This is a genomic window from Paraglaciecola sp. (assembly GCF_039964565.1).
Lineage (GTDB): Bacteria > Pseudomonadota > Gammaproteobacteria > Enterobacterales > Alteromonadaceae > Paraglaciecola.
In genome coordinates this window covers 212684-225070 of the sequence record NZ_JBDVXF010000028.1, presented here as the reverse complement: position 1 = coordinate 225070, position 12387 = coordinate 212684, and the positions used below count along the sequence as shown (strand labels likewise).

The 12387-nt window shown below is 41.1% G+C and carries 9 protein-coding genes; 4 read left to right on the top strand and 5 right to left on the bottom strand.

Annotation, left to right across the window (positions count from 1 at the left end; genetic code table 11):
* Positions 1 to 66 precede the first annotated feature (66 nt).
* Together cysK and ABJK37_RS11805 are read left to right on the top strand one after the other, a co-directional pair.
* Positions 67 to 1032: a cysteine synthase A gene (gene cysK / locus ABJK37_RS11810; protein ID WP_348353704.1), complete on the top strand. Its 966-nt coding sequence runs from the start codon at positions 67 to 69 to the stop codon at positions 1030 to 1032.
* A 173-nt stretch (positions 1033 to 1205) separates the two neighbouring features.
* Complete coding sequence (locus ABJK37_RS11805; RefSeq protein WP_348353701.1) at positions 1206 to 1613, top strand: hypothetical protein; 408 nt, start codon at positions 1206 to 1208, stop codon at positions 1611 to 1613.
* A gap of 35 nt (positions 1614 to 1648) precedes the next feature.
* On the opposite strand, the gene ggt is transcribed toward ABJK37_RS11805, so the two are convergent.
* On the bottom strand, positions 1649 to 3385 hold the full coding sequence (gene ggt / locus ABJK37_RS11800; RefSeq protein WP_348354433.1) for a gamma-glutamyltransferase: 1737 nt from the start codon (positions 3383 to 3385) through the stop codon (positions 1649 to 1651).
* A 264-nt stretch (positions 3386 to 3649) separates the two neighbouring features.
* Here ggt and rrtA point away from each other — a divergent pair, with 264 nt between their 5' ends.
* On the top strand, positions 3650 to 4180 hold the full coding sequence (rrtA, locus tag ABJK37_RS11795) for a rhombosortase (protein ID WP_348353699.1): 531 nt from the start codon (positions 3650 to 3652) through the stop codon (positions 4178 to 4180).
* A gap of 371 nt (positions 4181 to 4551) precedes the next feature.
* Here the strand turns inward: rrtA and ABJK37_RS11790 are convergent, their stop codons facing one another.
* The 4 genes from ABJK37_RS11790 to ABJK37_RS11775 form a co-directional block, all read right to left on the bottom strand.
* Positions 4552 to 7029, bottom strand: coding sequence for a prolyl oligopeptidase family serine peptidase (locus ABJK37_RS11790; RefSeq protein ID WP_348353696.1), 2478 nt, complete (start codon positions 7027 to 7029; stop codon positions 4552 to 4554).
* 305 nt (positions 7030 to 7334) lie between these two features.
* The gene (locus tag ABJK37_RS11785) at positions 7335 to 8099 is read right to left on the bottom strand and encodes an SDR family oxidoreductase (RefSeq protein ID WP_348353694.1); all 765 of its coding nucleotides are present in this window, start codon (positions 8097 to 8099) and stop codon (positions 7335 to 7337) included.
* Positions 8100 to 8137: 38 nt separating this feature from the next.
* Positions 8138 to 9142, bottom strand: coding sequence for an NADP-dependent oxidoreductase (locus ABJK37_RS11780; protein ID WP_348353691.1), 1005 nt, complete (start codon positions 9140 to 9142; stop codon positions 8138 to 8140).
* 48 nt (positions 9143 to 9190) lie between these two features.
* The gene (locus ABJK37_RS11775; protein WP_348353688.1) at positions 9191 to 10996 is read right to left on the bottom strand and encodes an acyl-CoA dehydrogenase; all 1806 of its coding nucleotides are present in this window, start codon (positions 10994 to 10996) and stop codon (positions 9191 to 9193) included.
* A 172-nt stretch (positions 10997 to 11168) separates the two neighbouring features.
* On the opposite strand from ABJK37_RS11775, the gene ABJK37_RS11770 reads away from it, so the two are divergent.
* Positions 11169 to 12146: a helix-turn-helix domain-containing protein gene (locus ABJK37_RS11770; protein ID WP_348354430.1), complete on the top strand. Its 978-nt coding sequence runs from the start codon at positions 11169 to 11171 to the stop codon at positions 12144 to 12146.
* Positions 12147 to 12387 lie beyond the last annotated feature (241 nt).

The window sequence follows — 12387 nt, the reverse complement described above, 5'->3', positions numbered from 1 at the left end:
ACTAATTGACGGTGAACTAATCAGGGTTACACTGTAAAAATAGAAATAATAAGCAAGGAAATCACTATGCAAGTATACGACGATAATTCACTCGCCATTGGCAAAACACCGTTAGTCAAACTCAACCGCGTTACAGGCGGTAACGTTTACGCAAAAATTGAGTCAAGAAATCCAAGTTTTAGTGTTAAATGCCGTATAGGCGCCAATATGATTTGGGACGCTGAAAAGAAAGGACTGCTTAAACCAGGTAATGAAATTGTTGAGGCGACGAGTGGCAATACCGGAATTGCACTAGCATTTGTGGCGGCCTCTAGAGGCTATAAAATCACGCTAACCATGCCTAGTTCTATGAGTCTAGAGCGTCGTAAGTTACTCAAAGCTATGGGGGCTAACTTAGTCTTAACTGAGGCACCCAAAGGTATGAAAGGAGCTATCGCTGCGGCCAATGAAATCGTAGCATCGGATCCGTCGAAGTATATTCCAATGCATCAATTCGAAAACCCTGCCAACCCAGAAATTCATGAAAAAACCACAGGCCCTGAAATTTGGAATGATACAGACGGAAAAATCGACATTTTTGTTGCCGGTGTAGGCACAGGTGGCACGATTACAGGAACGAGTCGTTACATTAAAAATACACAGGGTAAAGCGATTACCACAGTAGCTGTAGAGCCAACCGATTCTCCTGTAATTACTCAAGCCAAAGCGGGAACTGAACTGACTCCTGGACCTCACAAAATACAAGGTATAGGTGCCGGCTTTATCCCCGGAAATCTAGATTTGGATATAGTTGATGCTGTTGAGCAAGTGAGCAACGAAGAATGTATGGCGATGACACACCGCCTGATGAAAGAAGAAGGTATTTTAGCGGGTATTTCTTCTGGAGCGGCTGTGGTGGCGGCGAAACGTTGGGCTGAGAAACCAGAAAACGCAAACAAGAACATTGTAGTTATTTTAGCCAGCGCGTCAGAACGTTATTTAAGCAGCCCTTTGTTTGCTGGTGAATTTTCTGATTCAGAAAATATCCAATAACGATTAGTTTTATTGGTTGAAGATCTAGTAATTAGATAAAAATGGGAGGCTTATGCCTCCCTTTTCTTTAGATGAGGCAATAAACAGGATAAGATTATAATTATTACGATATTTCAATGAAAAATACGGGACCTAACATGCTACGGAATTTCTGCTTTTTACTAGTATTTGCAATGCTTTTTAGTGCATGTGATAAAACACCTCCTAAACAAGGCGGCGGTAAATTTGGAATGTTAGATAAAGGCAACCCTGAATTTGCTGCCATTGAATTTTTCGATCACATATATCACAGCAAAGGAATCGAAGGGGCGATTAGTTTAAGCACCCCAAAAATGGAGCGACTCTTACGTTCCTACCATACTAACAAAGGTGTCCAAAAACATATATTGAATATGCGATTTGATAGCGTCACAATTCAGCCTAGGTCTCGCAGTGCGGGTAGAAATGAGTTCGCAAAAGATGCCGAAATATCATTATTTTTTGAAGGTGAATTAGATGGCGAGGTTTTAAAAGATATGCGTCTTGTGCAATTAGTCAAAATAGGAAAAGACTGGAAGGTTGATGTAGTGAGTTTAAACTAAAGCGCACTACACCAACTTATTTTTACGGCTAACCACTAAAACCCAACAGCCACACCTTCTCTTCTAGGGTCTGCACCACCTATTAACACTTCATCCCTTAACTGAATGCCGTGGATCCCGCTATTTAGATCTAAGACTCTAACCTTGTGCCCCATTTTTTCTAAAGCGGGCTTTATCGCTTCTATTTCTGTGCCTTTTTCAAGTGCGGTATAATCGTTTCTATTGGTTACTTTAGGTAAATTAATGGCTTGTTGAATATCGAGTCCCCAATCCAATACTCCCATAATAGTTTGCGCCACATAGCTCACAATACGACTCCCTCCAGGTGAACCTAATACGAGTCTAAGCTGCCCTTCGGCATCAAAAACCATAGTAGGGCTCATTGCACTACGGGGGCGTTTTCCTGGCTCAACTCTATTTAATACAAGCTCTTTACCTCTGTAGGGCTTAAAAGAAAAATCCGTCAATTGATTATTCAACAAAAAACCGTCAACCATCACGCCCGATCCGAAAGCAAACTCTATACTGGTCGTCATTGACACAGCATTACCCTCTTTATCAATAATACTAAAATGACTCGTATTGGGCTGTTCGAAGGTTTGACCTTTAGAAAAATTCATAACAGGAAACGGTTTACCCGCACTTACCCTACCCATATCCGAAACAAGATTTATGTTTCGAGCGCGGTCTGCTAGATAGCGTTTACTTAATAACGCACCAAACGGGAGTTGGCTAAAATCACTGTCGGCAATGTACATTTCTCTATCGGCATACGTTAACCTAGATGCTTGAGTAAATAGGTGCACTGCCGGCACGGAGCCTACCGAATATTGCCCAAGATTATAGGGTTCAAGTGTACGTAAAATCTGCAATACACTTATCCCACCCGAGCTCGGTGGTGCCATACCACAGACTTTATAACTGCGATAACTGCCACATACAGGAGATCGTTTGATGGCTTGATATTCGCTAATATCTTGGGCTGTCAACTTACCAGGATTGATAATCGAGAATTGTGCAGCCTTGGCGATGTTGCTCGCTATACTACCCTTGTAGAAACTATCGGCACCCTGTTGCGCTATCGTTGTTAAGGTTTTGGCTAAAGCCGGATTCTTTTTGATGGTACCTTTTGTTAGCGCTTTTCCACTAGGGTAAAAATACACCGACGAGGTCCTAAACTGATTTAAACCCGGATGTATTTCACGGGCTAACAATGATGCAAGACGATGCGAGACAGTAAAACCATTTTCTGATAATGAGATACTATCGTTAAATAATTCAGACCAAGCCAGTTTTCCAAATTCTTTGTGTGCCATATCTAGCGCTTTCAATACCCCAGGCACGCCTACTGATTGTCCGCCAACCACGGCGTCTATCCATTTAACTGGTTTGCCATTTTTAAGAAATAAATCCATTCTTGCTGCTGATGGTGCAGTTTCCCGACCATCAAAACTGTGTAATTTCTTGGTTTTATTATCCCAGTACAATAAAAACGCGCCGCCACCAATGCCTGATGACTGAGGCTCAACTAGCGTTAACATGGCCTGAATCGCTATGGCTGCATCAATTGCACTTCCACCTTTAACTAAAACGTTTTTTCCTGCCCAAGATGCATAGGGATTGGCAGCTACCACCATAAACTCTTCGGATTCAAATGCGCTTTTTTGTTGCAGTCCCGTTGCCGCCTCAGGCTCTCTATCTTCACGTTTTTGTTTACCTTCAACAGATAAACTTAAGGAAAGGGTTAAACAAAGTACAAAGAGTTGTTTTATTGCAAGCACAACGGTTCCAATCAAAAATCAATAGGCAAGAACACTAACGAGGCGAGGATAGTTTTGCAAATAGATATCGCGATTAGTAAGTCATACTTTTGTCTAATAAGCACAAAACGCCAATAACTGGCACTAACTTATTGAGTGGAAATTAGTTAATATAGGTTATCAACAACTCATAAAAACCCCACTTTGAACCTACCTATTCAGCCAAAATTTAGATACGCACCACTGTTAATTGCCTTCATTAGTATTATTCTATTCATGATGGAGCCCACGAGCAGCGATTGGTTAGCTTATGATCGGCAGCAACTTGATAATTTTCAGTGGTGGCGGCTTTTAAGTGGTCACTTTCTGCACACCAACAACGTACATTTGTTGTTAAACCTTATTGGGTTGTCTTTATTGTGGGCCTTGCATGGTCAGTACTATGCAACTCTTAGGTATCTTTTAATATTTGTATCGTTGTGCCTAGGGACTTCAGCTGGACTATATTTATTTTCGCCACAAATGCAGTGGTATGTGGGGCTTTCTGGTGTGCTCCATGGCATGTTTATATTGGGTGCATATTTTGACATCCGCAACAAACTACGAAGTGGCTGGATATTATTAGCTGGGGTATGGCTTAAAGTCATGCATGAACAGATCTACGGAGCCAGTCAAGACGTTGCAAAGTTGATTTCAGCGAATGTAGCGATAGACGCTCATTTGTTCGGCGCCATCTCCGGTAGCCTAATAATTGTGTACTATTTATTACGAAACTTTCAAAGCAAACAGCATGAAAAGCTCAAATGAGTTGATTGGCCAGTGTTTATGTAAAAAGGTCAAAATCACTGCAACTAATGTTGTACTTCATATGAATGCTTGTCATTGTTCGATGTGCAGCAAGTAGTCCGGTAGCCCTTTGTTATCTGTTGATTGTGGCCAAACGTCATTTTACAAGGACAGAACTATATCACCACTTATGGCTCGTCAGAATGGGCTCAACTAGGATTTTGTCAACAATGCGGTACGCATTAATTTTATAAGTTAAAACAGATTATTAGGAATGTTCGAATCGAACCCAAACTATGACTGCTGAGGAAGTGTTCGCTGCCTATAGCAACAAAGATTGAATCAAGTGCGCCCTATGGGATAATCAAAGATCCATAGGGCGTAGCTTGTATTTACAAGTTAGTTTCAAACAATTTGTATATTCTTCTGTACTCGTCTAACCATGAACTAGGTTGCACAAAACCGTGTGATTCAACCGGATAGATTGCCGTCTCAAAATTCTGTTTTTCTAATTCAATTAAACGCTGAACTAATCTCACTACATCCACAAAAAACACGTTACTGTCTATCATTGGAGCATTAATAAGCAACGGCTTTTGTAATCCTTCAGCAAAATAGATAGGTGAACTCCTTTCATAAGCTATGGGATCGACATCAGGGGTGTTGAGTATGTTGGAAGTGTAGCCGAAGTTATAGTGTGCCCAATCACTAACAGGTCGCAATGCCGCCCCCGCTTGGAATAGTTCCGGCTCTTTAAACAGTGCCATAAAAGTCATGAAGCCCCCATAAGAACCACCGTAGGTTCCCACTCTTTGAGCATCTACATCTAGGTTGTTCACTAACCAGTTAACACCATCTTGTAGATCTTGAATTTCTGGTGTACCCATTTGCCGGTAAATAGCTGTGCGCCAATCTCTGCCATAACCAGCAGAAGCTCGATAATCCATATCAAGCACAACATAGCCTTGCTGAGCCAACAGGTTATGGAACATAAACTCTCTAAAATATCCCGACCAACCTAAATGTGAGTTTTGTAAGTACCCCGCCCCATGATTAAACACTACTGCTTTATATTTCTTACCGGGCTGTTTATTTTTGGGAGCATACACCCGTGAATATATAGGTTGGTTTGTGTGTGACGATTTAATTGGCACAATATCAGGCGCTAACCAATCGATATCTAAAAATTCCTGACTTGTTGTGTGTGTCAGTTGCTGTACTGACGGCGCAGAGACTGATTGCAAATATAATTCTGGAGGGCGGACCAAACTAGAATGAGTTAACAATAATGACTGTTCATCTGGGCTCAATTGATAATCTGTCATACCGTTTAGATTGGTTACTGATTCCAAACTGACGTTATCTAAATTGACACGGTATATTTCGTAAATGCCTGGGTGTTTTTTGTTTCCCTTAAAATACATATATTGGTCGTCTGAGGTTAACGTTAACGAATCGACCTCAAAACTCCCAAAAGTCACTTGTTTCGCCGAAGCATCTAATGGCTTAACATAAAGATGAGAATATCCACTTTCTTCAGACAAGTAATACAGATCGGTACTAGTGTTTAACCACCCAAAACTATTAAATCTATAATTGATCCAGGCGTCATCATGCAAACGATGTTGGTTGACTAATGTAGCCTCACTTAAACTAACGGTATTAAGCCACCTATCTTTGTTATCCCAAGCTTCAAGCATGATTGCAACGTTTTCACCACTGCTATGCCATTGGATAGCGCCATTTGCACCATTTAGAAGTTTTAACTCCCTTGGCAAACGATTAGCTTCATAAGTCTCCCCTTTCGCCTCAGCGTTTTCTCGCTTCACTGCCTCCAATACGTCTTCATTATAACCCGGCAAGCTGTTATAGCTTAGTTTACGTTTATCACGACTTTCTAAATTCACTAACCAAAGATTCTGATTAATAGGCTTTGTATCGGCGACTCTAGGGCGTACATCAACTGTCGCGATCCTGCCGTTTTCGTTAATGTAATTCGGCATGATGTCATCGGCTTGACGCACACTTGAAGCGGCGCGCTCCGCTAATACCAACCATTTCCCATTCGGAGATAGACTCACTGATACCAATTCGTGGCCGTGAGGGAAATAAAACTCACTCGGGGCAACCGTGGTATTTTGTCGCGCCAGCTTTTGCGCATTTTCGAAGCGTGATTTTTTTTGTTGACGTTTTAAGGCCACCACTTCAATTAACTGTTGCTGTTGCTGAGCAATGTAGTCTTCGGGCAGTTCTAATGCTGTTGGTTCATCAGTAAATTGCCAGCTTACCAACTGTTCATACAAGCCAAGTTCAGGGTGAATCGCATAAATTGCGTTACCACTTTGGAAACTTAAACGCCCATCGGTTAAAAATTTTAAATTATAAGGCTGTCGATTGTCTTTCGTCAGTTGTTTTAGCTCATTACGACTGAGGTTCTTAATAAAAATATTACCTTCAAATACCCAAGCAGCAGTATCTTTTTTTGGATTCAACACCCTATTTTTATAGGCATGTAAATGTAATTGCGACAGTTCAACTTTGGTGCCATTTCCTGGTTCATCTAAGTGTTTTTGCCAAAGAATGTTCTGAAGCGAAGCTTGTTGTTTTTGTTGATAAAAAACACTTTGGTTGTTATCAGACCAATATGCAGAGGTAGGTTGACGTCCTATCCAATCAGGGTCAGCCATAATTTGTTGTAACGTTAATAACTTTGATTGGTGCTTTGCTGCAACCGTCGCAGCTTTAATTATTTGTGCTTTTACCGGTTCTATTTCTGCGGTTTGTATAGACGGGGTTTGGGTTGCAGAACATGCCGCTAGGAGACAAACAACACCGGCGAATATTAGTTTTTTTCTATTCAGTTTTGACACACACTAAGCCTTACACAATGTTTAAATGGAAATCTCTGGAGTATTAGACCGTACTCATGGGACATTTGGCAAAAATAAAAACTCAATAAATCATGAATGTAATGAATAGTTGAGTAATATAAAATTTACATTTTCGCTATTATGAACAACAACGGGTTAATTGTCATACGATGAGAACAACCGTAACTTCAACATCATATTCGCTGTTTCGACAGCACATTCAATCCCTTGCTTGCATTACAATAGTCACAAATAAAAACGGCAACTAAATAGTTGCCGTTTTTATTTCAAATTCTAAATGCCCGTTAGCTTAGATACCCGCCATCGACCACTACAGTTGTGCCAGTCGTATAACTAGAAGCATCTGAAACAAGGTACAAAACCGTTCCTGCCATTTCATCTGGCTGCGCGGTTCTGCCTAATGGGATTTGCATTAGTGCGGTTTTTAGTATTTTATCATTGCCGGTTAATGCAGAAGCAAATTTAGTTTCGGTCAACCCCGGTAATAAGGCATTCACTCTTATGTTTAAGCCGCCACATTCTTTGGCAAAAGCTTTAGTCATGCTGATAACCGCAGCCTTAGTAATGGAATAAATCCCTTGTCCCATACCGGGCGATATACCATTAACAGATGCAGTATTTAAGATAACTCCACCGCCCTGCTCTTTCATCATTTTACCGGCTGCTGTAGACATGAAAAAGTAACCGCGAATATTTACATCAACAGTCTTATCGTAAGCTGCTAAATCAGTATCTAATATATGACCAAAATAAGGATTGGCGGCCGCATTATTGACTAATATGTCTAGGCGACCATATTGCTTGGAAATTTGTTCGAAAACATTATCGATTTGCGCCATTTCACCTACATGACAAGCGATAGCAACAGCATCACCACCGTCATCACGAATACTTTGAGCAACGGCTTCGCAACCGTCAATCTTACGGCTAGATACTATCACTCTGGCGCCATAAGCAGCTAACAATCGCGCAATAGACTCACCAATACCACGGCTTGCTCCTGTTACTAATGCCACTCTACCGGTTAAATCAAAAATATCTTTTTTCATACATCTCTCTCTTTGAATTCGTCTCAAACTTTTAAATATTAATCAGCGTCTACTTTAAGCACTAATTTGCCCATGTTTTCGCCATTAAATAACATCAATAAGGTTTCAGGGAAATGTTCAATACCTTTGACAACATGCTCTTTAGCAACGAGTTTCCCTGCAGCGATCCAGCCAGCCATTTCGGAGGCAGCTTTCGAATAGTTAGCCACATTATCAAACACCACAATGCCTTCCATTCTGGCCCTGTTCACCAATAAGGCCAGATAATTAGAGGGACCTTTAACTGGTGTTGTATTGTTGTATTGACTGATAGCGCCACAAATCACTATGCGCGCCTTCATGCGTATTTGCGTTAACACATCGTCGAGAATATCGCCGCCAACGTTATCGAAATAAACATCTACACCTTTTGGGCACGCAGTTTTAAGGGATTTTTTGACATCTTCATTTTTATAATCAATGGCAGCATCGAAGCCCAACTCGTCAACTAAATACGCACATTTATCCGCGCCTCCAGCAATTCCGACAACCTTACAGCCTTTTATCTTAGCGATTTGCCCCACTATAGATCCAACCGCTCCTGCTGCACCAGACACCACTACAGTTTCTCCTGCTTTAGGTAAACCGGTATCGAGTAGACCAAAGTATGCTGTCATTCCAGGCATCCCTAAGACACCTAAATATCGCTCTAATGGTGCTAAACTAGGATCAATTTTGTGAAGCCCTTCAGTACCTACGACTGCATACTTTTGTACACCACAATGACCGTAGACGTAATCGCCTTCCGAAAATTCCTTACTCGTTGACTTAAGTATCTTACCAACTGTACTGGCTCGCATTACCGCACCAATTTGTACCGGCTCTATATAGGACTTACCATCGTTCATCCAGCCACGCATTGCCGGATCCAGTGAAATATACTCTACTTGTACTAAAACTTGATCGTCAGCTAACTCAGCCACTTCAGTTTCAACAAAATCCCAGTTTTGGGGAGTCGGTGTTCCAACAGGCCGTGATGCTAATAAAAACTGTTTATTTTTCATATCTCTTCCGTATTTAATTAATTTCTAACAAGATAAAGGGCAACTTAACTAGAACCATTGTGCTTGCATTTCACTGCAGCTGTCGTCCATCTCATTAAGTAGTGCGATATCTCGCTGAACCAATGGTAGCTCCCAACGTACAAAATATTTGGCAGCCTGCACTTTACCAAGATAGAACGCCTTATCATCTTCAGTTAAGGTCGCATCTTGCAGCGCTTTTTCAGCCACATTGGCTTGGCGGATCCACATCCAGCTCATTACTACTTGACCAAATATATTCATGAAACAAGTAGCGTTGGCTAACAAAGTAGGTAATTTATCAGACCTTAGATGTTGTCCAAGCATAGGTAATAACGTTTGCATTTGTTGAATATAAGGCAGCAATTCAGCGACCAATTGCTGACTGTGTTTACCTTTTACTTGCGCAAAATCGGCTTCCATTCGTTGTTGCAGCAGTTTTAAACCTGAACCATTGGCTTGCCAAAGTTTACGGGTTAATAAATCCAACGCTTGAATACCGTTGGTGCCTTCGTGAATCGGGTTCAGTCTATTATCGCGCCAGCATTGTTCAACTGGATATTCGCGGGTATAACCCGAACCACCTAACACTTGTATTGCTAAATCATTGGCTTTAGGCCCAAATTCAGACGGCCAAGCTTTAACAATAGGAGTTAACAAATCTAATAACTCACTGGCTTGCCTTTTTTCATCTTCTGAACTCAGCGTGTGAGAATCATCGACTAAGCGCGCAGCGTAAAAACACAGCGCCATAGCCCCTTCAACATAAGATTTTTGTGCCAACAACATGCGTTTCACGTCACCATGTTCGATAATATTGGCGGGTTTATCAGTGGGTTTGTTATTCGGCGCTACGCGACCTTGGGTTCGTTCTTTCGCATATTCGAGTGAATATTGATAACCACTGTAACCGACCATTGCGGCACCAAATCCTACCCCCAAGCGCGCTTCATTCATCATTAAGAACATGTAGCGCAGACCCTGATGTTCTTCGCCAATTAAATAACCGTGACAATCTTGATTTTCACCAAAACTCAAAGCGGTAGAAGTGGTTCCCCTGTATCCCATTTTATGAATAAGCCCAGCTAAGGCTACATCATTTCTCTGTGCCGGATTGCCCGCTTCATCGAGGCGAAACTTGGGCACCACAAATAAAGAAATACCTTTAACGCCAGCCGGTGCTCCTTGGATTTTCGCCAACACTAAATGCACTATGTTGTCTGACAATTCGTGATCGCCAGCTGAGATAAAAATCTTATTTCCTTTGAGTCGATAGTTGCCATCTTCATGTTTAATCGCAGTGGTATGAATATCAGCCAAAGACGACCCAGCATGAGGCTCAGTTAACGCCATAGTACCGGTAAACTCACCTGTTAACATTTTTGGCATAAATGCGTCTTTAAGCTGCTGTGATGCAAAATTGCGAATTACGTTCGCTGCCGCAATGGTCAAAAAAGGATAACCGGTACTTGAAGGGTTGGCAGCCATAAAATAACCGGCACAGGCGGTCATAATCGTTTCTGGTAATTGCATCCCGCCTTCGTCAAAGTCAAAGCGCCCAGCTATCAATCCTGACTCAACATAGGCATCAAATGCTTCTTTGACCTCGGGGATCATGTGAACTTTTTTACCGTCAAAAGTCGGTTCATTCGCATCGGCTTTGGCATTATGAGTAGCAAATTTCTCTGTCGCTATTTTATTTGCTATGTCCATAACTGCATCGAAGGTTTCGCGGTTATGTTCGGTAAATCTTTCGCGTCCAAAAAGGCTTTCTGTATCCAATAATTCGTATAATTGAAACGATAATTCTTTACGTTTAACAAGTTCGTTGTTCATATAGCTTAACCTTCACCAGTAATTACAGTTAAAGACTGTAAATGAAATAAATTATAACCATAGATTGACAAAAATATTACTTCGCTATTATTGTCATATATGACATATTAATGGTCATTTAAGACAGATATCACGAGTGGTTATTTATGCCCAATCATTGCACTTATTCACTGTGTTTAAAGTAACCATTTTAGGCTTTGATCAGGCCTACGCAAGTGCCATTACTGGTGCATTAGACCTATTCGCTCTGGCTGGAGTAACCTGGCAGCGTATGCAAGGCCAACAACCTTCGCCTTTCTTCGATGTGCAACTTGCTTCAATAAAAAAGCGACCTGTCCGTTGTATTAACCAACTGCTTATTAATAGCCATGTGGCTATCGAAGATGTTGCTCACACCGACCTTCTATTGATCCCCACTATTGGAGGTGAAATCGTTAATGTCATCAACCACAATCGAGGATTATTGGCACATATTCAAAAGCATTTCGAAAATCACTCCGACATTGCTAGTAATTGCAGTGGTGCATTTTTATTAGCCGAAGCTGGCTTATTGGATGGTAAAGAAGCCACCACCCATTGGGGATACGCAAGCCTGTTTAAATCTCGCTATCCTGAGGTTAATTTATGTGCGGAAAAGATGATCACCTCGGCGCAAAATATCTACTGTTCTGGTGGAGGCATGGCGTGGTTCGATCTAGCGTTAATGTTAATTGAACGTTATTGTGGCCACGACGTAGCCACCACCACAGCTAAAGCCCATGTCATCGACATTTATCGCGGCGAACAAGTTGCCTACGCCAATATTCTTGCAAAAAAATATCATCAAGACCCAGATGTATTAACCGTGCAAGAATGGTTAGAAGCGAATTACAATCAGAAAATTGCAGTAAGTGATCTACCTGCCTTGGTTAACTTATCTTTAAGAACCTTTAATCGACGTTTTAAAAAAGCCACTGAACATAATCCACTAGAATATTTGCAAACACTAAGAATTGAAGCTGCCAAAAAGCAATTTGAAACGACTCACGATAGCGTTGAACGAATTATTACTCAGGTGGGTTATGACGACCTCAGTTCTTTTACTAGGCTATTTAAAAAACATACCGGTTTGTCTCCCAGTCAATATGCTAAAAAATTCAAACGGTTATAACGCCTAACAAAAAGTTGCATGTTTTTTGCTCTATAATTAATACTGCGGTTGCTGATTGTAATAATGAGTCAGTAAACTCGCCTAAGCGTATTGGTACAACTAACATTGACCAATAAAAACATTAAATATCAATAGGTTGTTAAATTTGCGATATTTTTAGTGATTATTAGTTGAATGCATCAATATGAAACAACGCTGCACATTTTTTGAACATTTAGGTTAGTGGCAACCTAAATCGATA

Excerpts from the sequence above, each read along its gene's own strand:
- ABJK37_RS11780 (WP_348353691.1), bottom strand. The coding sequence starts at position 9,142 with ATGAAAAATAAACAGTTTTTATTAGCATCACGGCCTGTTGGAACACCG.
- cysK (WP_348353704.1), top strand. The coding sequence starts at position 67 with ATGCAAGTATACGACGATAATTCACTCGCCATTGGCAAAACACCGTTA.
- ABJK37_RS11775 (WP_348353688.1), bottom strand. The coding sequence starts at position 10,996 with ATGAACAACGAACTTGTTAAACGTAAAGAATTATCGTTTCAATTATAC.
- ABJK37_RS11805 (WP_348353701.1), top strand. The coding sequence starts at position 1,206 with ATGCTTTTTAGTGCATGTGATAAAACACCTCCTAAACAAGGCGGCGGT.
- ABJK37_RS11785 (WP_348353694.1), bottom strand. The coding sequence starts at position 8,099 with ATGAAAAAAGATATTTTTGATTTAACCGGTAGAGTGGCATTAGTAACA.
- rrtA (WP_348353699.1), top strand. The coding sequence starts at position 3,650 with ATGATGGAGCCCACGAGCAGCGATTGGTTAGCTTATGATCGGCAGCAA.